General features: G+C 64.4%; 19 protein-coding genes. 16 read left to right on the top strand and 3 right to left on the bottom strand.

What is annotated here, in order from left to right:
• Positions 1–39 precede the first annotated feature (39 nt).
• From FB466_RS00375 to xerD, 4 genes are all read left to right on the top strand, one after another.
• Positions 40–1230 (top strand): AI-2E family transporter, encoded by a 1191-nt coding sequence (locus FB466_RS00375; protein WP_141914967.1) that lies wholly within the window; start codon positions 40–42, stop codon positions 1228–1230.
• Between the two features lie 93 nt (positions 1231–1323).
• On the top strand, positions 1324–3018 hold the full coding sequence (locus FB466_RS00370; protein WP_281285145.1) for a CTP synthase: 1695 nt from the start codon (positions 1324–1326) through the stop codon (positions 3016–3018).
• A gap of 1 nt (position 3019) precedes the next feature.
• The gene (locus FB466_RS00365; protein ID WP_141914965.1) at positions 3020–3682 is read left to right on the top strand and encodes an NUDIX domain-containing protein; all 663 of its coding nucleotides are present in this window, start codon (positions 3020–3022) and stop codon (positions 3680–3682) included.
• Positions 3679–4608, top strand: coding sequence for a site-specific tyrosine recombinase XerD (xerD, locus tag FB466_RS00360; protein ID WP_141914963.1), 930 nt, complete (start codon positions 3679–3681; stop codon positions 4606–4608). The genes FB466_RS00365 and xerD overlap by 4 nt, the downstream gene beginning before the upstream one ends.
• A gap of 12 nt (positions 4609–4620) precedes the next feature.
• Here xerD and FB466_RS00355 read toward each other — a convergent pair whose 3' ends face one another.
• The gene (locus FB466_RS00355) at positions 4621–5556 is read right to left on the bottom strand and encodes a cation diffusion facilitator family transporter (RefSeq protein ID WP_246054538.1); all 936 of its coding nucleotides are present in this window, start codon (positions 5554–5556) and stop codon (positions 4621–4623) included.
• Between the two features lie 176 nt (positions 5557–5732).
• Here FB466_RS00355 and FB466_RS00350 point away from each other — a divergent pair, with 176 nt between their 5' ends.
• The 11 genes from FB466_RS00350 to FB466_RS00300 all read left to right on the top strand — a co-directional run bounded on the left by FB466_RS00350 (position 5733) and on the right by FB466_RS00300 (position 15846).
• Entirely contained in the window at positions 5733–6602 is an 870-nt protein-coding gene (locus tag FB466_RS00350) for a ParA family protein (RefSeq protein ID WP_246054470.1), read from the top strand.
• A 9-nt stretch (positions 6603–6611) separates the two neighbouring features.
• Complete coding sequence (locus FB466_RS00345) at positions 6612–7454, top strand: segregation and condensation protein A (RefSeq protein ID WP_141914959.1); 843 nt, start codon at positions 6612–6614, stop codon at positions 7452–7454.
• Entirely contained in the window at positions 7414–8001 is a 588-nt protein-coding gene (gene scpB, locus FB466_RS00340) for an SMC-Scp complex subunit ScpB (protein WP_141914957.1), read from the top strand. Before FB466_RS00345 ends, scpB begins: the two co-directional genes overlap by 41 nt.
• Positions 7991–8806 (top strand): pseudouridine synthase, encoded by an 816-nt coding sequence (locus FB466_RS00335; protein ID WP_246054469.1) that lies wholly within the window; start codon positions 7991–7993, stop codon positions 8804–8806. The genes scpB and FB466_RS00335 overlap by 11 nt, the downstream gene beginning before the upstream one ends.
• Positions 8807–8846: 40 nt before the next feature.
• Positions 8847–9959: a prephenate dehydrogenase gene (locus FB466_RS00330; protein WP_141914954.1), complete on the top strand. Its 1113-nt coding sequence runs from the start codon at positions 8847–8849 to the stop codon at positions 9957–9959.
• On the top strand, positions 9956–10663 hold the full coding sequence (cmk, locus tag FB466_RS00325; protein WP_141914953.1) for a (d)CMP kinase: 708 nt from the start codon (positions 9956–9958) through the stop codon (positions 10661–10663). The genes FB466_RS00330 and cmk overlap by 4 nt, the downstream gene beginning before the upstream one ends.
• Positions 10660–12189, top strand: a complete 1530-nt coding sequence (gene der, locus FB466_RS00320) for a ribosome biogenesis GTPase Der (RefSeq protein WP_141914951.1) — start codon at positions 10660–10662, stop codon at positions 12187–12189. Before cmk ends, der begins: the two co-directional genes overlap by 4 nt.
• 134 nt (positions 12190–12323) lie before the next feature.
• Complete coding sequence (locus FB466_RS00315; protein ID WP_141914950.1) at positions 12324–12764, top strand: VOC family protein; 441 nt, start codon at positions 12324–12326, stop codon at positions 12762–12764.
• 149 nt (positions 12765–12913) lie between these two features.
• Positions 12914–13123, top strand: a complete 210-nt coding sequence (locus FB466_RS00310) for a heavy-metal-associated domain-containing protein (RefSeq protein WP_141914948.1) — start codon at positions 12914–12916, stop codon at positions 13121–13123.
• A gap of 56 nt (positions 13124–13179) precedes the next feature.
• A complete protein-coding gene (locus FB466_RS00305; RefSeq protein WP_141914946.1) occupies positions 13180–15435 on the top strand; it encodes a heavy metal translocating P-type ATPase in 2256 nt (751 codons plus the stop codon).
• Positions 15436–15525: 90 nt separating this feature from the next.
• The gene (locus FB466_RS00300) at positions 15526–15846 is read left to right on the top strand and encodes a metal-sensitive transcriptional regulator (protein ID WP_141914945.1); all 321 of its coding nucleotides are present in this window, start codon (positions 15526–15528) and stop codon (positions 15844–15846) included.
• 75 nt (positions 15847–15921) lie between these two features.
• Here the strand turns inward: FB466_RS00300 and FB466_RS00295 are convergent, their stop codons facing one another.
• Positions 15922–16398 (bottom strand): MarR family winged helix-turn-helix transcriptional regulator, encoded by a 477-nt coding sequence (locus FB466_RS00295; RefSeq protein ID WP_141914943.1) that lies wholly within the window; start codon positions 16396–16398, stop codon positions 15922–15924.
• Positions 16399–16774: 376 nt separating this feature from the next.
• On the opposite strand from FB466_RS00295, the gene FB466_RS00290 reads away from it, so the two are divergent.
• Positions 16775–17362 carry a GNAT family N-acetyltransferase gene (locus FB466_RS00290; RefSeq protein WP_141914941.1) on the top strand — a complete coding sequence of 196 codons (588 nt, stop codon included), beginning with the start codon at positions 16775–16777 and terminating at the stop codon, positions 17360–17362.
• 59 nt (positions 17363–17421) lie between these two features.
• Here the strand turns inward: FB466_RS00290 and FB466_RS13935 are convergent, their stop codons facing one another.
• Positions 17422–19401, bottom strand: a complete 1980-nt coding sequence (locus tag FB466_RS13935) for a helix-turn-helix transcriptional regulator (RefSeq protein ID WP_141914940.1) — start codon at positions 19399–19401, stop codon at positions 17422–17424.
• Positions 19402–19426 lie beyond the last annotated feature (25 nt).

The following is a 19426-nucleotide window of genomic DNA, read 5'->3' as shown; positions in this document are numbered from 1 at the left end:
TTCCCCCGCTCGGCCCGCGAACCGGGTTACTGTCAGCGCATGATCTTTCGACTCGTGCGACGTCGCACCGCCTCACCCGTCCCGGTCGCCACGGCTGAAACGGAGGACCTCGGCGGTGGCCCTGTTGGTGCCCCACCCGATGACCGCGGCGAGCCCCGTGGTCGTCGGGGTCCCGTGCACGAGATGACGGTGCGCTCGCCGTTTGCCCTCGGCTTCACCATCACCCTCGGCGGGTTGCTCGCGATCGTCGTGGGCGGGGCCATTGGACAGCTCTCGACGATCATCCTCTACGTGGTCGCCGCGCTTTTTGTTGCTCTGGGTCTTGACCCTATTGTGCGCTGGTTGGAGAGGCGCTCGATGAGTCGCCCGACGGCAATCGGGGTGGTCTTTGGCGGGTTTGCATTGATCGTGGTGGGCCTGCTCGCGCTGATTGTGCCACTGCTGGCCACGCAGGTGGGAGAGTTCCTGCGGCTCGCCCCTCGGTATTTGACGGATATCCAGAACCAGGAGTGGTTCCTCGACCTCAACAGCCGTGTCGGCTCGGCGGTTGACCTCGACCGCCTGCTCGATCTGGGAATGACCTTTATCGGGACCCCGAAGAACTGGACCAACCTGGCCGGTGGTATCTGGCAGGCCGGTATTGGCGTGGCCAACGGGGTCACCGCCACAATTGTGGTGCTTATCCTCAGCCTGTACTTTCTCGCTTCACTCAGTCGGATGAAAGAGGGTGCCTACGCGCTCGCCCCCCGGTCCGCCCGTTACCGAGTGATCGACATCACCGAGCAGGTGACCACCTCTATCGGCGGCTACGTCAACGGGATGGTGGTGTTGGCCCTGCTGAACGCCGGGCTAGGCTTCATCGCCATGACCGTGTGCGGAGTGCCATTTGCCGGGGTGGTGGCCGTTGTGGTGTTCCTGCTGGCGCTCATCCCGCTCATCGGCTCTGTGCTGGCCACGGTGCTGGTTGTGGTGATCGGTCTGTTCAACTCGCCAGCCACCGCCCTCGCGATCGGTATCTACTATGTGATCTACATGCAGTTGGAGGCCTACCTGCTCACCCCGCGCATTATGAATCGGGTGGTATCGGTACCCGGTTCACTCGTGGTGATCGGCGCGCTCGCCGGAGGTACACTGCTCGGGCTGCTCGGTGCGCTCATCGCGATACCGGTCACCGCTGCTCTGCTCATGATCGTGAAGCAGGTCGTGATTCCCGCGCAAAATGAGCGATGAGGAGAGCGAGACCCAGTAATCGGGAGACGTATTTGTTCGTGATGTGGGGTTGTTGCTGCCGCTGAGCCTCGGAAGCTGTTAGGATTGAAGCCCGTGGTGGATAATAAAAACTCGGGTACGTCAAACGGCATTGCTAAGCACATTTTTGTGACTGGCGGTGTCGTTTCTTCTTTGGGGAAGGGGCTCACTGCGGCGAGTCTCGGCAACTTGTTGACCGCGCGCGGGCTCCGCGTCGTCATGCAAAAGCTGGATCCCTATCTCAACGTTGACCCCGGAACGATGAACCCGTTCCAGCACGGCGAGGTCTTCGTGACCGACGACGGCGCGGAGACCGACCTGGACATCGGTCACTACGAGCGCTTCCTCGACATCAATCTCAACCAGGCGGCCAACGTGACGACCGGTCAGATTTACTCAACGGTGATCGCCCACGAGCGGCGCGGTGAGTACCTTGGCGACACGGTGCAGGTCATCCCCCATATCTCGGACGAGATCAAACGTCGGATGCGCGCCCAGGCCGAACTCGACCCGAGACCCGACGTGATTATCACCGAGATCGGCGGTACCGTCGGCGATATTGAGTCGCAGCCGTTCCTCGAATCCGCGCGCCAACTGCGACACGAGTTGGGCCGCAAGAACGTGTTCTTCGTGCACGTCTCGCTCGTGCCCTACATGGGGGCCTCGGGCGAGCAGAAGACCAAGCCCACCCAGCACTCGGTGGCGGCGCTGCGCTCCATCGGTATCCAGCCGGACGCTATCGTGCTGCGCAGTGACCGGCCCGTAACCGACTCGAATAAGCGCAAGATTGCACTCATGTGTGATGTGGATTCGGACGCCGTTGTGAACGCGGTTGACGTGCCCAGCATCTACGACATCCCCGTGATGCTGCACGACCAGAACCTTGACGGCTACATCATCGAGCGCCTTGGCCTTGCCGCCACAGAGGTGGACTGGTCGGGTTGGCAGCCGGTGCTTGACGCGGTGCACAACCCCAAACATGAACTCACAATTGGGCTGGTGGGCAAATACATTGACCTGCCCGACGCGTATCTGTCGGTAACCGAGGCCCTCAAAGCCGGTGGCTTTGCGCACGGGGCTAAAGTGTCCATCCGTTGGATTCCCTCGGACGGCTGCGAGACCGAGGATGGTGCCGCCGCTGCGCTCGCCGAGGTGGACGGTATCTGCGTCCCCGGCGGGTTTGGCATCCGCGGCATTGAGGGCAAGCTGGGTGCGCTGCGCTTCGCCAGGGAGAACGGTATCCCGGTGCTCGGGCTCTGCCTCGGACTGCAGTGCATGGTGATCGAGTATGCCCGCAATCGTGCCGGACTGCCCGGGGCCTCCTCGACCGAGTTTGACCCGGACACCGAGTATCCGGTGATCGCTACGATGGCTGAGCAGGTGAGCATCCTGGAGGGCGGCGACCTGGGCGGCACCATGCGTCTCGGACTGTACACGGCCGCGCTCACGCCCGGCTCGATTGTGGCTGAGCTCTACGGCGCGCCCACGAGCGAGGAGCGCCACCGCCACCGCTACGAGGTGAACAACAGCTACCGTCAGCGGATCTCCGATGCCGGGCTCATCTTCTCGGGAACGAGCCCCGACGACAGCCTCGTGGAGTATGTGGAGCTGGACCGCGCGGAGCACCCGTTCTACGTGGCCACGCAGGCCCACCCGGAGTTGCGCTCACGCCCGGGCCGCCCCCACCCGCTGTTTGCCGGGCTGGTCAAAGCCGCCCTGGAACGCCAGCAGGCCAGTCGTCTCTTCGAGGTCAAAACCGAGGACGCGTAGCGTGGCCGCCGAACGCCCGGCCCTTGCGGGGAGCGAACTGTACGATGTAGCCACTCCCGAGATTGAGGTGGAGTCGAGCGAGATCGTCTTCACCGGCCGAGTATGGGACGTTCGGCGCGATACCTTTGCCTACGGCGACGGGACGCTCAAGCGAGAGTACACCGACCACACCGGGGCCGTCGCCGTGCTTGCCCTCGACGACGCAGAGCGAATGCTGCTGATCCAGCAGTACCGGCACCCCATTGCCGCCCGAGACTGGGAGATTCCCGCCGGTCTGATGGATGTCGCGGGTGAAAGCCCGCTCGCGGGGGCGCAGCGCGAGCTGGCGGAGGAGGCCGACCTGGTGGCTACCGAGTGGGCGGTACTCTCCGACTTTGTGATGACGCCGGGTGGCAGCACCGAAGCGATGCGGATCTACCTGGCTCGGGGACTGAGCGACGCGGACGAGGTCTTCGCCCGCACCGGTGAGGAAGCCGACATTCGACGTGCCTGGGTACCCCTCGACGAAGTTGTGACCGCGGTGCTGGAGCGCCGAGTGCAGAATCCGGCGGTTGTCGTCGGTGCGCTCACCGCCCAGGCGGCGCGCAGCCGAGGCTGGTCCACCCTGGCCCCGGCCGATGCGCTGTGGGAGCGCCGCGAGTGGGTGCGGGGCACGCGGTCGTGACTCAACCGGCCCCTGAGCCTGAGCGCAGCGCGCGCGCGATTGAGGGGTTTCTACGCCACGTTTCTTTTGAACGGGGACTGTCGGCCAACACGGTCGCCGCCTACCGTCGTGACCTGGTGCTGTACCGGGAGTGGTGCGGTACGCGCGGTATCACGGAGTTCTCGGCGGTAACCGAGAGCGACGTGTCCGACTTTGTCGGGGCACTCGCGACCCGACAGGAGCCGCTGAGTACGGCCTCCATCGCGCGTATCTTGTCATCGGTGCGCGGGCTGCACCGGTACCTGCACGCCGAGGGGATGCTGGCCGAGGACGTCGCGCGCGAGGTGCGACCGCCCAAGCGAGGCCGCCGCCTGCCCAAAGCCATCACGATCGAGCAGATGAGCACGCTGCTCGGGGCGGTGACGGGTGACGAGCCGGTCGATGTGCGTGACCGAGCCATCCTGGAATTGCTGTATGCGACGGGTGCCCGGGTGTCCGAGATCACGGGGCTGAGCGTGGACGATGTGGTGCCCGAGCAGAACCTGCTACGCGTTCTCGGCAAGGGGAATAAACAGCGTATCGTGCCCTACGGTAGTTACGCGCGGGATGCGCTCGATGCATATCTGGTGCGGGCCCGGCCCGTGCTGGCGCAGCGCGGCCGCGGTACCCCCGCGCTTTTTCTGGGCGTGCGGGGCGCGCCGCTCAGCCGACAGAGCGTCTGGTTGATTATCCAGGCAGCGGCCGAGAAGGCCGAGCTGGGGCTTGATATCTCGCCGCACACCTTCCGGCACTCCTGTGCGACGCATCTGCTGCAGGGTGGGGCGGATGTGCGTTCGGTGCAGGAACTCCTCGGCCACTCTTCGGTCGTCACCACACAGATTTACACTCTGGTGACCGCGGATACCCTCCGGGAAATGTACGTGACGGCACATCCGCGGGCGCGGTAGAGCGTGTGAAAACTACTGAGTGAGGGTGGGGTCGGTCGTGAGTTCCACATTGGCCCACAGATCGAAGCCGAGGGGTGCCACCCGGTTGATGATGGCGTGGCGAATGTGGTCTTCGTCAGCGACATCCCAGCGACCGGGCTGGACCACAAAGTCCACCTCCAGGTAGAGGCGGCGGCCTACCTTGTGCATCCGCACGATGGGTGAGTCCAGATTATTTTCGGCGCGGACCGCCTCGATGATCGCGCCGACGGACTCCTGAATTTTTGCCGGCGGCGCGGCCTCCAGTAGCTCGTTAAACCCTGAACGTAGCAACCGGATGGGCATGGGTGCGAGCAGCGCGCACGCCATCAGTACGAGTACCGGATCAACATACTGCACCACACTGCGTAGGTCTGTGCGGTCGAGCAGGAGGGCTGCCCCGGCCCCCAGCACCATGACGACGCTGAGGGCCGCCCCGGCTCGCCACTGTGCGGCCTCAGCCACGATCAGTTCCGAGCCGGGAGCCACGCGGGGGAGCCGCCAGGCGGCCACGATCCCGACGAGAGCGGTGAGGAGCCCGTAGCCCGCAACGGCCGCGGGGGCGACGTCGCTCCCGCCGTCGCGAATCAGAATAACGGCATCCGTCGCCGCGTAGATCAGCGTGCCGAGGAGGGCAAGCCCCTGCCCGGCGATGGCAAAAGGGGTGAGGCTTTCGCGACCGAACGGGAAGCGCGTGGTTGCCCCGGCCTGCACCGTGCGCGATACGAGAAGAGATGACCACGACAAGACGATGCCGAGTAGCACGTAGACGCCGTCAAAGAGCACAATTCTCGCCCCCGAAAGAAGCCCCCAGGCGACGGCGATCACGGCCACGCCGAGCGCGATAGCCATCGACTCAACCAGGGCGCGCCGCTCAGTGGCAGGCCCCGACGGGGTGGCTGCGGGGGCGGGTGAACTCTGCGCCAGCATCACACGTCCACGCTAGCAGCCGGGGATTTATCTGTCTGTAGCAAAAGGCATCGACATTGAGCGGGATGAAACTGGCGAGTAATGTGGCCCGGATGCTGGTGCCGCCCCGGAATATGGCGGCTGCCGCGGTAGTATTGACCAGAATTTGTCGTCGAGAAAATGGAAAGCGGGCGTCGGTGTCAACACCAGAGCAGAGCACAGGCGGGGCGGTCACGGGTCCAACCGGGCGACCCCTCACCGATTTTCCGGTACCTGAGCCGCTCGACGCCCACGGCCCTGCCCGCATTATCTCGCTGTGCAATCAGAAAGGTGGTGTGGGCAAGACCACCACCACGATCAACCTGAGCGCGGCGCTCGCCGCGTACGGTCGCCGTGTACTCGCCATCGACTTTGACCCACAGGGTGCCCTTTCTGCCGGGCTGGGCGTGCAGAGCCACGATGTGCCCACCATCTACGACCTGTTGCTGGGGCACGTTCAGGACCCGCGCGAGGCGATCCAGCACACGGAGGTTGAAGGTCTCGACGTCATCCCCGCCAACATCGACCTCTCGGCCGCCGAGGTGCACCTCATCAATGAGGTGGCCCGCGAGCAGATCCTGGCGAGCGTGTTGCGTCGGGTGAGTGAAGACTACGATGTGATCCTGATCGACTGTCAGCCCTCGCTCGGCCTGCTCACGGTGAACGCGCTCACGGCCAGCCACGGCGTGCTGATTCCGCTTGCCTGTGAGTACTTCGCTCTGCGCGGTGTGGCCATGCTGATAGAGACGGTCGAGAAAATCCGTGATCGCCTGAATCCGGTCATTACCCTCGACGGCATCGTTGCGACCATGTATGACTCGCGTACCCTGCACTCCCGAGAGGTGTTGGAACGAGTGGTTGACGCTTTTGGTACCGAGGCCCTGGAGACGGTCATTGGGCGCACGGTTAAGTTTCCGGACGCCAGCGTCGCGGCCCAGCCCATCACCACCTTCGCGCCCGATCACGCTGCGGCCAAGGCCTATCTCCAGCTCGCCCGGGAGCTTGTGGCCCGCGGTGCCGTCGCCTAGGTGAGAGCGATGAGCGTCGCCAGCACCGCCGACGCGGGCGTCGGCGGTGAGACCGCCGCCGAGGCGGAGGAGGGCACCTTCCGCGTCTCCCTCAACAACTTTGAGGGCCCCTTCGACCTCCTGCTGAGCCTGATCGGTAAACACGAGATGGACATCACTGAGGTGTCGCTGAGCGTGGTGACCGATGAGTTTATCGCCTACCTCCGTGAACTCAACTCGATTGACGAACTGGATCGGGCCTCCGAATTTCTTGTGGTGGCGGCAACCCTGCTCGATCTGAAGATCGCGAGTCTGCTTCCCCAGGGTGAGGTTGTCGATGCGGAGGACGTCGCCCTGCTGGAGGCCCGCGATCTCCTCTTCGCTCGCCTCCTGCAATATCGCGCGTTTAAGGTGGCCTCGGGCTGGTTTAGCGAGCAGCTGACCGCCGAGTCAACCCGGCACAGTCGTCAGGTGCGGCTGGAGGAGAAGTACCGGCAGCGCACCCCCGAGCTCGTCTGGACGCTGAGTCTGGGTGACTTCGCCGCGCTCGCTGCCCTCGCCCTGACGCCGCGCGAGATTCCCACGGTGGGGCTGTCTCATCTGCACGCACCGCTCGTGAGTATCCGGGAGCAGGCGGCCCATGTGGTGAGTATCCTGCGTCCGGGGGATCCCGTGAGCTTCCGTCAGTTGATCGCTGGCGTTGAAGAGCAGGGCGTTGTTGTCGCGCGTTTCCTTGCGGTGCTGGAGCTGTATCGCCACGCATCCCTCTCGTTTGAGCAGGTAGAGCCGCTCGGTGAGTTGATCCTGCGGTGGACAGACAGCGACTGGTCCGATGACGATCTCGCGAACCTGGGGGCCGACTATGACGGTTGATCTGGATCGGGCGGTTGAGGCCATCCTGCTCGTGGCCGACGAGCCACAGAGCCCTGTGAGCCTGGGCACCGCGCTCGACACTCCTGTGGCCCACATCCGCAAGGCCCTCGCCCGGCTGGTGGTCGACTACGATGGCGAGGCGGAGGGGGGAGTGCGCCGTGGCTTCGAGCTGCGGGAGGTGGGCGGCGGTTGGCGACTCTACGTGCGCGCCGACTACGACGAGGTGGTGCGGGAGTTTGTGCACACCAACAATCCCAGCAAGCTCTCCCAGGCGGCCCTCGAAACCCTCGCCGTAATTGCCTACCGTCAGCCCATTTCACGGGGTGCCATTGCGTCGATCCGCGCGGTGAACGTGGACTCGGTGGTGCGCACGCTTCTGGGCCGCGGACTCATCACGGAGGTCTCCACCGATAGCGAGACCGGCGCGATCGCGTATGGCACCACCGACCTGTTGCTCACTCAGCTGGGGATCAACTCCATTGAGGAGCTTCCCCCGATCTCCCCACTACTCGACGACGGCACGGAAGGATTCGACGGTGTCATATAACGACGCGCCCTGGGGCGCAATATCCGGCAATAACAGGGGCGAGGTGCGTCTGCACAAAGCGCTGGCCGCGGCGGGGGTGGCCTCCCGACGCGCCTCGGAAGACTTGATCGCCGAGGGTCGGGTTCGGGTCAACGGCAGTGTGGTGCGCGAGATGGGTAGCCGGGTCAACCCCGAGACCGACCGGGTGTCGGTCGATGGTCGGGCTGTACAGCTGGACGTGTCGAAGCGGTACTACATGCTGAATAAGCCGCGCGGTGTGGTGAGCACCATGAGTGATGAGGCGGGACGACGCGATCTGCGCGAGTTTACCGATCAGTTTGAGGAGCGGCTCTTTAACGTGGGCCGACTCGATTACGAGACCTCCGGGCTGCTTGTTCTCACCAACGACGGTGATGTCGCTCACGTGCTTTCGCATCCCTCATTTGGTGTGGCCAAAACCTACATTGCGAAGGTACGCGGTCAAGTCACTCCGCAGACAATTGCGAAGCTCCGCGCGGGCATTACGCTCGACGACGGGCCCATCGCCGCTGACCGAGCCCGCCTGTTAAACAGCGGCGAGAGTGCCGAGCACTCCCTCGTGGAGGTGACCCTGCACTCGGGACGTAATCGTATCGTGCGCCGAATGATGGCTGAGGTGGGGCATCCGGTTGTTGACCTGGTGCGTCGGCAGTTTGGTCCGCTTACCCTGGGCACCCTGCGTTCCGGTGCGGTGCGGGAGTTGACTAAAGTAGAACGAGGCGAATTGCTCACGCTCGTGCGGGCATCTGCCTCACCCGACGCATCTGCCTCACCCCACACGTCCTAAACGGCCGCCGCGCACCCCGCGGCACGAAAGAGTATTCACGGTGAACGAACCCGAACGATCGGCACGGCTCGCGGGCCCGGTGCGCGTTGTGGGTGCCGGCCTGCTCGGTGCGAGCATCGGCTTGGCCCTGTGCGCGCACGGGGTTGACGTGATCCTGGACGACGCCTCGCCGTCGGCCCTCGACCTCGCAATCGACTACGGTGCGGGCCGCCGTGCGGCCGTGGGTGATGCGCCCGTTCTTGTGGTGGTGTGCGTACCGCCGGATGTGACGGCCCCCCTCATTGAGCGGGAACTTGCCGCGCATCCGGATGCCGTGGTCACCGACGTGGCCAGCGTCAAGCTGGAGCCGTTTCTCGCGTTGCAGCGTCGCGGTGTTGACCTGACCCGTTACATCGGCTCGCACCCGCTCTCGGGTCGGGAGCGCGGCGGCGCAATCTCGGCCCGCGCCGACCTGTTCTACGGTCGGCCCTGGGTGATCTGCCGTGACGCGGAGACGCCCGGCTGGGCGCTCGGTCTGGTGGAGGACCTCGCCCTCGACCTGGGTAGCACCCCCCTGGAGATGACCCCCGAGGAGCACGACCGCTCGGTGGCCCTCGTCTCGCACGTTCCCCAGGTGGTCGCCAGCCTCCTGGCCGCCCGCCTGATTGACGCCCCCGAGATCGCGGTGGCGCTCGCCGGTCAGGGCGTGCGCGATACCACCCGCATCGCGTCAAGCGACCCGTCGCTCTGGTTGCAGATCCTACGCGCTAACGCCGAACCCGTGGTGGAGGTGCTGCGTGATCTGAGCCGTGATCTGGACACGGTCGTGGCGGCTCTGACCTCGATCAACAGCGAGGGGGAGGCGACGCCTGGTACGCGCCGGGCTATTGCCGACGCTATCGCCGCGGGGAACGCCGGGGTGGCCCGTCTGCCCGGTAAGCACGGGCAGAATCGACGTTTTGTGACCCTCACCGTTATGGTGGATGACACCCCCGGCGCGTTGGGTCGCCTGCTCACCGAGCTCGGCGAGATCGGGGTCAATATGGAAGACCTTAGGCTGGAGCACTCTCCCGGCGCACAGATCGGCTTTGCCGAGATCGCCGTGGTGCCCGAGGTGAAGCAGCGCGCCATCGACGACCTCGTGGCTCGCGGATGGAGGATCGCCGGACTATGACCACAGACAACAACTCCGAGCCCACGGTCGTCGCGATTGACGGCCCCGCCGGGAGTGGAAAATCGAGTGTGAGCAGGGCCGTTGCCCGCGTCCTTGGCTTCGGTTACCTCGACACGGGGGCTGCGTACCGTGCGCTCGCTTGGCTCGTCAACGGCTCGGGTATTGATCGTGAGGACGTCGATGCTGTTGAGGGCATCCTCCCTACCTTCGACTACACGATTGGCCTCGACCCTGATGTGGTGGTTGTCACGGTCAACGGCGAGGACGTCACCGACGCTATTCGGCAACCCGAGATCAGCGCCTCGGTGAGTGCCGTGGCCCGCGTGCCGCACGTGCGCGAACATCTGAACACGCTGTTCCGCAGTATCGTGGCGGATACCTATGTGCCGGGTGTGGTGATTGAGGGGCGCGATATTACAACTGTTGTGGTGCCGGATGCCCCGGTGCGCATCCTACTGACGGCCGACGAGGCGGTGCGCGCGGCCCGCCGCAGCCTCGAGCTGAGCGATACTGCCGTGCGGGTCACGGCGGAGGCAACGGGCGATCAGATCCGTGCACGCGATGCTGCGGACTCGCAGGTGGTCGATTTCATGAATGCGGCCGAGGGCGTCGTGACCATTGACTCAACATCCCTGAACTTTGACGAAACCGTGGAAGCCGTGATCAACGTGATCCGGGCCGCCACGGAAAAGGAGCAAGCATGACGAACGACACCACCGCTACGGGCGGCTTTGACGATTCCGTTGAGGATGAGCCCGGGCTCGACGAGCGGCTTGCGGCGCTGGCCGACGAGGAGGCTGAGCAGCGCGCCCGCTCCCTCCGCGCGAGCCTGAGCGACTACGATCTGGATGAGGCCGACATCACCCTCCTGGAGGCGCAGGAGGCCGACCCTGACGCCGTGATTTACCTGCCCGCTTTGCCGGTCGTGGCGATTGTCGGCCGACCCAATGTGGGCAAGTCGGCGCTCGTGAACCGCATCCTGGGCCGCCGCGAGGCCGTCGTGGAGGATGTGCCGGGTGTGACCCGAGACCGGGTGACCTATCAAGCGGAGTGGGGTGGGCGGCCGTTCAGCATTGTGGACACGGGTGGCTGGGAACCGGATGCCAAGGGCATTGACGCCGCCGTTGCCGCCCAGGCCGAGGTGGCCATTGACCTGTGTGACGCCGTGATGTTCGTGGTTGACTCCCGTGTGGGGGCGACCGCGACCGACGAGCAGGTTGTGAAGATGCTTCGGAAGACCAACAAGCCGGTCTTCCTCGTGGCGAACAAAGTGGATGATGTGCGGCAGGAGGCGGAGGCCGCTTCACTGTGGTCGTTGGGCCTAGGTGAGCCGTATCCCGTCTCCGCCCTGCATGGGCGTGGCGTGGCGGATCTGCTCGATCTGATCCTGTCGAAGCTGCCCGCTGAATCTGCTGTGGCCAAGCGCCAGGTGGGGGGCCCCCGTCGGGTGGCTATTCTGGGTCGCCCCAATGTGGGCAAGTCGAGTCTGCTGAACAAAGCTGCAGGCGAGGAGCGCGTGGTGGTCAACGATCTCGCTGGTACTACGCGCGACCCGGTTGATGAGCAGGTGGAGTTGGGTGGCAAGGTCTGGACCTTTGTGGATACAGCCGGTATCCGTCGCCGCGTACACATGGCCCAGGGGGCTGACTTTTACGCTTCGTTGCGCACGAGCACCGCGCTCGAAAAGGCCGAGGTGGCCGTTGTGCTTCTGGACGTGTCTCAGCCGATCAGCGAGCAGGATGTGCGCATCATCGATCTGGTACTCGAATCGGGCCGCGCGCTCGTGCTGGCCTTCAATAAGTGGGATCTGCTGGATGACGAACGTCGCCGCTACCTGGAGCGCGAGATTGAGCAGGATCTGGCGCACGTGGCCTGGGCTCCGCGCGTCAACATCTCTGCCACGACGGGTCGTCACCTGGAGAAGTTGGTGCCCGCGCTAGAGAAGGCGTTGGAGTCGTGGGATACGCGCATCCCCACCGGCAAGTTTAATGCCTTCCTGGCAGAGCTCACCCAGGCGCATCCGCACCCCGTGCGTGGCGGTAAGCAGCCGCGTATCCTCTTTGGTACGCAGGCCGCGTCGCGTCCGCCCACATTCGTGCTGTTTACGACGGGATTCTTGGACCCGGGATACCGCCGCTACGTGCAGCGCCGTCTGCGTGAGATCTACGGTTTTGAGGGGTCTCCCATCGTGTTGAATATGCGTGTGCGTGAGAAGCGCGTGCGCACGTAACCTCGTTGTGTGCGGCCCTGACGGCCACCACGATATGCGGCCCGGTACCCGTTGGTGCTGGGCCGCTCGTGTCTCTGCTGGGGACGGCAGGCGCGGTGTTACGATACCCGCACATACCACCTGAGGAGGGGCGCATGGTTGCTATCGGATATGGTGACTACACCGTTCTTGATTGTCCGGATCCGCTGGTGCTGGCCCGGTTTTACCGGGCTCTTCTGGGCGGGGATATTTCCCGTGAGGACGAGGGGTACGGCGAGTGGGTGGAGTTACGCGTGCCGCGGGGTAACGATCTTGCGTTTCAACGGGCCACCAACCTGGTGGTGCCCACCTGGCCCGAGCCGGGTATCCCTCAGCAGATACACCTTGATGTGTTTGTGGAGGATATTGAGGCGGCTGAGCGTGAGGTGCTTGCGGCGGGTGCGACGAGGACGGGTCTTCCGCATCCGGCCCCCGGGTATGCGCCCCGTTTTCGGGTGTACCGTGACCCGGCTGGGCATCCGTTTTGCCTGTGCTGGCGGTTACCGGAGGGTACCTCGGGGATATCCGCGCCCGGGTGGCTGGGGCAGCTGGAGTAGCGGTGGGCGGGTTTCGTGGCGGTGTGCATCATCTGGGTGTGCACCGCCATTTTGTGCGAACACATTGCCTTTAATACCCCCAGGGGGTATATTGAAAATATGTTATTAGATACCCCCTGGGAGTATCGCATCGTGTGAGGAGAAAACCCATGACAACAACCACTTTCACCGTGGCCGGAATGACCTGCGGACACTGCGAAATGTCCGTGACCGAAGAGGTCGAGAAAATCATCGGGGTGAGTGACGTCCGGGTGAGCGCGGATACGGGCGTGCTGAGCGTCACCTCGGCGGAACCGCTCGCCGATACCGAGGTGATTGAGGCCGTGCGGGAGGCGGGGTACACGGCCGTCCGTGTCTAATACTGCGGGTCACTGACCGGCGGGTTATCGCCCACAACGTACAAAGGAAAATAACCATGACAAATCCCCAGGCCCCAGACACGGCCCTCCCCCTGGAGAGCGCTGAACTGAGCATTACCGGCATGACCTGTGCGTCGTGCGCCAACCGCATTGAGCGCACGCTGAACAAGCTCGACGGTGTCACCGCGAGTGTGAACTACGCAACAGAGAAAGCCAAGGTCACCTACCCGGTCGTACTGGACACTGCGGCGCTCATCACCGCGGTGGAAAATGCCGGCTACGCGGCCATGCTTCCGGCCCCGTCTGCGGGCGAGGCGGCGGGTTCCCCCCAGGACACCGAACTGCGATCCCTGCGGCGCCGACTCTTCGGTAGCGTGGTGCTGGCCGTTCCGGTCATTCTGATCTCCATGTTCCCTATCTTCCAGTTCATCTATTGGCAATGGGTGGTGCTGGCCCTCGCCACCCCCGTTGTGCTGTGGGCGGCCTGGCCCTTCCACCGTGCGGCCTGGGCTAACCTGCGTCACGGCTCGGCCACGATGGACACCCTGATCTCGATGGGCACCCTCGCCGCCTACGCCTGGTCCGTCTACGCGCTCGTCTGGGGGATGGCTGGGGAGCCGGGGATGACCCACGCGTTTGAGCTGACCATCAGCCGAACGGAGGCCTCGGCAAATATCTACCTGGAGGTCGCCGCGGGCGTTACCATGTTTGTTCTCGCGGGACGCTACTTCGAGAAGCGTTCGAAACGCCAGGCCGGTGCCGCCCTCCGCGCACTCCTTGAGCTGGGCGCGAAAGAGGTCACCGTGCTGCTGCCGGACGGGTCTGAGGAACGAGTCTCCGCTGAGACTCTCGCCGTGGGCACGCGTTTTGTGGTGCGCCCCGGTGAGAAGATTGCCACCGACGGTGTGGTTGTCGAGGGGAGTTCGGCCGTCGATGCGAGTATGTTGACCGGCGAGTCCGTTCCCGTTGAGGTGGTCGTGGGCGACGAGATTGCCGGGGCGACGGTGAACGCGGGTGGGCGGCTTGTGGTGCGGGCCACCTCAGTTGGCGCGGAGACACAGTTGGCTCGGATGGCCGCACTCGTGGCGGAGGCCCAGAACGGCAAGGCCCAGGTGCAGCGCCTAGCAGACCGAATCTCCGGGGTTTTTGTGCCCATTGTGATCGGGATTGCCCTCGTGGTACTGGTGGTCTGGCTGCTGGTTGGTGGTACCGCTGCCTTTGCTTTCAGCACGGCGGTGGCAGTGCTGATTATTGCCTGCCCCTGTGCCCTGGGGCTTGCGACCCCGACCGCGCTTCTTGTGGGGACCGGGCGGGGAGCTCAGCTGGGCATCCTGATCCGCGGGCCCGAGGTGCTGGAATCCACCCGCGCGGTTGACACGATTGTGCTCGACAAGACCGGCACCGTGACGACCGGGCAGATGACGCTCATTAATGTGGTCACCGCCGTGGGGGTCAGCAGATACGAGGCGCTGAGATTCGCCGGTGCGCTTGAACAGGCCTCAGAACATCCCATCGCCCGTGCCATCGCCGCGGGTGCCGTTGCCGAGTTGGGTAGCCTGCCTCCGGTGACCGATTTTAGTAACCGTGCCGGTCTGGGCGTTGCAGGGATCGTTGACGGTATTTCTGTGCTCGCCGGACGTGGCGCTCTCGTTGGCGATTCGCTCCCCGTCGAGCTGGCCGAGGCGAAGGCTGCCGCGGAGGACTCCGGTACCACCGCGATTGTGGTGGCCTGGGCGGGCGCGGCCCGCGCCGTGCTGATGGTCACCGATGCGCTCAAAGAGACCAGCGCAGAGGCCGTCACCCGGCTGACCGCCCTCGGTCTGGAGCCTGTCCTGCTCACGGGGGATAACGACACCGTGGCCCGGCACGTTGCGGCTGAGGTCGGCATCCATCGGGTGATCTCAGAGGTGCTGCCGGCCGATAAGGTGCGGGTGATTCGTGAGCTTCAGCGGGAGGGGCGCGTAGTTGCGATGGTGGGCGATGGGGTGAACGATGCCGCCGCGCTGGCCCAGGCCGACCTGGGGCTCGCGATGGGTACGGGCACCGATGCCGCCATCGAAGCGAGCGATATTACGCTCGTGCGGGGCGACCTGCGCTCGGTTGCCGATGCCATCCGGCTGTCGCGATCCACGCTGCGTACCATCAAGGTAAACCTGTTTTGGGCGTTTGCCTACAATACCGCGGCGATCCCGCTCGCCGCGCTGGGCCTGCTTAATCCGATGCTCGCCGGGGCAGCAATGGCCTTCTCCAGCGTTTTTGTGGTGGGTAATAGCCTGCGACTGCGCAGGTTTCGGCCGGGCTCGGATACTTGATGCCCAGTGCCGTTAGGCTCGGGGCACGCTGTTCCCGCGGTTATTCCACCATCCGCGCCGTTACCGTTCATCGGAGAAATGAGAAGTACTATGACCGACACGATTGACACGGTGGGTGGCGACCATGCCCACCACGGCTACATCACCGACAAGGAGGTGTATCTCAAGCGTTTGCGTCGCATTGAGGGGCAAGCCAGGGGGGTGCAGCGGATGGTGGACGAGGAGCAGTACTGCATCGACATTCTCACTCAGATTTCGGCTATCACCAAGGCCCTGCAAAACGTGGCCCTTGGCTTGATGGACGATCACCTGAACCACTGCGTGCTGGATGCGGCGAAGAATGGCGGCCCGGAGGCGGAGGCAAAGCTGGCCGAGGCCTCGGCGGCGATTGGGCGGCTCGTTCGCTCCTAGCGGGGGTCGCAGTGCAGAGGGGGCTCCCAGAGAGGGAGGGGGTTGGTGGGTGCCGTGATTCTCTGGCTTCCTCGGCTATTGTGTGCTCTGATCCGGGGTGCTCGCCGCCCCGAGCTGTGTCTGACAGCTTCTGAGCGCTTCACGGAGCGCGTCAACCTGGGCACCCGTGAGTGCGGCTGTCATCCGGTGTTCGAGGGAGTCAACCTCTTCGCTGACTCGCTCTATTAGCTCGCGGCCGGTGGGAGAGATCGTTGTGGGCAAGACACGACCCAGGGCGGGAATGGTGGCGCGCTGCACCAGCCCGCGTTGATCGAGCGTGCGCAGCAGCATATTCATCGATTGACGGCTCACATAGGCGCGCCGCGCCAGCTCCGCGCTGGAGATGTTGGGCATCCGGTGCAGAATACGTAGGCAGGTGTACTGCGGCGCGGTGAGTTCGTGAGGTCGTAGGATCGCGTCTAACCGAGCGCGTATCAGTGCATTGGTGTGGTGGATGAGTCCGCTGACGGCGGGTGCGGGTATGGCCGGTTCTGTGCTCTCGGGAGAATTCACGTCAATATTCTGACATACCGTGCGGAGTATCCTCGGCGCGTTTAACTACGCCAGCGGTCCCTCTCTGCGGAACCGGGCGGATCCTGTTATCGCCCGGTGCCACAGGGTGGTCTATCGGGCAGGGTAATGACCCGTTGCGGGGTCGTGGGCAGAGCGGGTACTGAGATTCAGTGAGGAACGATTGCCCTGCGTTACGTGTGCCATGCGGCCCTCCCGGCGCTGAATGCGTCCACTCATCCGGGATCGCTTCAACGGCGGTGCGGAGTGAAACGTGGAGGGTCCGGCTGTTCCTCTACCCTCCGCCAGAAACCGCGGCATGTCAATGGTTTTCTGTCGCGTGCGGGAGGGATCGAGCATCCGAGGCTACAATCGGCTCATGAGTTTTTTGGCCCCCGCCACCCTGACCGGCCCGCGCATCACGCTGGAACCGCTCTCGCCGAGGCATCGCGATGATCTCGCCGAGGCCGTCGCGGAGGGGAGGCTCTGGGACACCTGGTACACGAGTATCCCCTCACCCGAGGGTATGGCCGATGAGATCGACCGCCGCCTCGCGCTCCGTGCGGAGGGGCAGATGATGCCGTGGGCGGTTATCGACACCCTCAGCGGCCGTGCCGTTGGTATGACGAGCTTTTACAACCCGCAGGAGCAGCACCGGCGGGTTGAGGTGGGATACACCTGGCTGGGCAAGGCCGCCCAGGGGGTCGGTATCAACCCCGAGGCCAAGCTGCTGATTCTGACGCACGCGTTTGAGACGTGTGGGGCGCTGTCTGTGGTGCTGATGACGCACTGGCACAATCACCAATCGCGCGCCGCGATCGCACGTCTCGGAGCCAAGCAGGACGGTGTGCTGCGCAACCACCAGGTGTGGCGCGATGGCACCCTGCGAGATACCGTGCTTTTTTCGATCATCAGTTCGGAGTGGCCCGCGGTGAAGAGTGGGTTGCGGGCGCGGTTACGTGGCTAACGTGCGCCGCCGTTTCGGTGTGGGTGCGCAATGGGCTGCGTAGGTGAGAGTCCTGGTCGCTAGCCGATCAGCCTGTTATCGTAGGCGTGCGCGATAATCTGTGCCCGCGACATCACCCCTAGCTTGGTGAGAATGCTGCCGACGTGGCTCTTCACAGTTGTCTCCCCGATGAAAGCGGCCCGGGCAATATCGCCGTTACTCAGCCCCTTCGCTACGAGTAGGTAGATCTCTTTCTCTCGGGGAGAGAGGATCTCGATGGCCTCTTCGGCTCCGCGCGACGACGGCGAAGCGGCGTCGGCCGCCCGCGAGTTATGTCGCAGGATGTCTGCGGTGGCCGAGGCCGCAATCACCGACTGTCCCTCGTGTACGGCCCGGATGCTGGCCAGCACAAAGTCGGGGTGGGCGTCTTTCAAGAGGAACCCGCTGGCCCCCGCCCGGATCGCGTGGGCGACAGCCCCGTCGCGCTGAAACGTGGTGAGTACCACAACGCGTGGTGGGGGAGTCTCCCCACCCGCGGCCCGGAGGATACGGGCCGTCGCCTCGATACCGTTCAGCAGTGGCATTCTTACGTCCATCAGGATCACATCGGGGGTTGACGTTGCCGCGAGTTCGACCGCCGCGAGTCCATCGTGTGCCATCCCCACTACCGTGAGGTCATTTTGCGAATTGATGAGCAGAGAGATGCCGGCGCAGAAGAGTTGTTGGTCGTCAACCACGAGCACACGGATGGGAGATATGGGGTTCATGCTGTTCCTGTTTCGGTGCTGGTCGTCTCGACGCGAGTGGTCACGGGGTTTTTTTGTTTCAGTGCTCTCCTCGGCGGTGGGGATGAACGCCGTCACGAGGAAGGTCCGCGGGGGAGTCGGGTCGAGTCCTGCCGCCAGCCAGCCCCCGGTGAGTCGTGCCCGCTCCATCATGCCCCGGATGCCGCGCCCGGCCGGTACAGCTGCGGCGTCATCTGCTGCGTGCGAGGTGATCGATACCGAGAGCCCCGCGCCGTGCCAATCGATCACCACGCGCACAGGTTCGCTCGTGTTGCCGTGCCGGAGTGCGTTGGTGAGGCTCTCCTGCACGATGCGGTATGTGGCTAATTCGCGGCTGGCCGGTAGTGGGGTCGTCTCACCCAACTCTTCCGTGAGGATCGTCAGACCGGCCGTACGCATCCGCTCGTAGAGCTCGGGGAGATCGGTGAGCTGTGGTTGTCCGGTATCGCTCACCTCGTTGGTCAGCCAATCTATGAGGGCGCGTACCTCGGTGAAGGAGGACCGGGCAGAGGTTGCGATGTTCTCCAGTGACTCCCGCATCACCTCGGGCTGGCTGTGACGTGCGTAGCGCGCCCCGTCAGCCTGGGCGATGATGACGGCGAGGGAGTGCGCCATGATGTCGTGGACATCGTGGGCGATGCGGCTGCGTTCGGTCGTAACGGCCAGTTCGGATTCTACGGTCGCTAGGCTCCGCGTAATCTCGGCGAGTTGAGCGTGTGTGTCGTTGCGTTGACGCCAGAGCCGGAGAAGGATAGCGGCCAGGCAGGGGACGAGTGCGACCAACAGGACCGTGCCGTAGAGGAGATAGGTTGCGGTGGGGGAGGGTGCTGGCTCGTCAGGGATGCGGGCGAGTATTGTGGCCACGGCGAGGCCGGTGGCCAGTGAGAAGGCGAGTGATATTCCACGGATGGTGGGTCGGGCTGAGTGCCCCGCCTGGACCGACACGATGATAAGCCCCAGGTAGGCCGGCCACATGGTGCTGCCAAAAGTGGTGAACCCGGGTAGCGACTGTACGATCAGCGTCACGAGTGCGAGGGGCATGGCGGCGAGGGGCTGAACGTGGCTGAGCGCGATGGATAGCCCCAGGAGGAGGAGCGGAAGAAAGAATCTGACGATCGGGAAGAAGTCGCCGTCACCGGTCGTGCCGATTCGGCCGGTCTCGGCAAAAATCCAGAGGACGATAAATACCACCGCGGTCACGGGCAGGAGGAAGGGGCCACTGCGAGCGAGCCAGCCTGGAATATTCGTGGGGTGGGGGAGTCGGATAACTGTCATGCTTTCACGCTACAAGCCACTCACG

This window comes from Klugiella xanthotipulae (assembly GCF_006716695.1).
GTDB classification, from domain to species: domain Bacteria; phylum Actinomycetota; class Actinomycetes; order Actinomycetales; family Microbacteriaceae; genus Klugiella; species Klugiella xanthotipulae.
Note: the sequence above shows the minus strand (reverse complement) of the source record. Positions and strands in the feature narration are given on the sequence as shown.

Excerpts from the sequence above, each read along its gene's own strand:
- FB466_RS00290 (WP_141914941.1), top strand. The coding sequence starts at position 16,775 with ATGAGTTTTTTGGCCCCCGCCACCCTGACCGGCCCGCGCATCACGCTG.
- FB466_RS13935 (WP_141914940.1), bottom strand. The coding sequence starts at position 19,401 with ATGACAGTTATCCGACTCCCCCACCCCACGAATATTCCAGGCTGGCTC.
- der (WP_141914951.1), top strand. The coding sequence starts at position 10,660 with ATGACGAACGACACCACCGCTACGGGCGGCTTTGACGATTCCGTTGAG.
- FB466_RS00375 (WP_141914967.1), top strand. The coding sequence starts at position 40 with ATGATCTTTCGACTCGTGCGACGTCGCACCGCCTCACCCGTCCCGGTC.
- FB466_RS00345 (WP_141914959.1), top strand. The coding sequence starts at position 6,612 with ATGAGCGTCGCCAGCACCGCCGACGCGGGCGTCGGCGGTGAGACCGCC.
- FB466_RS00300 (WP_141914945.1), top strand. The coding sequence starts at position 15,526 with ATGACCGACACGATTGACACGGTGGGTGGCGACCATGCCCACCACGGC.
- FB466_RS00355 (WP_246054538.1), bottom strand. The coding sequence starts at position 5,556 with ATGCTGGCGCAGAGTTCACCCGCCCCCGCAGCCACCCCGTCGGGGCCT.
- FB466_RS00315 (WP_141914950.1), top strand. The coding sequence starts at position 12,324 with ATGGTTGCTATCGGATATGGTGACTACACCGTTCTTGATTGTCCGGAT.
- FB466_RS00305 (WP_141914946.1), top strand. The coding sequence starts at position 13,180 with ATGACAAATCCCCAGGCCCCAGACACGGCCCTCCCCCTGGAGAGCGCT.
- cmk (WP_141914953.1), top strand. The coding sequence starts at position 9,956 with ATGACCACAGACAACAACTCCGAGCCCACGGTCGTCGCGATTGACGGC.
- FB466_RS00310 (WP_141914948.1), top strand. The coding sequence starts at position 12,914 with ATGACAACAACCACTTTCACCGTGGCCGGAATGACCTGCGGACACTGC.
- scpB (WP_141914957.1), top strand. The coding sequence starts at position 7,414 with ATGACGATCTCGCGAACCTGGGGGCCGACTATGACGGTTGATCTGGAT.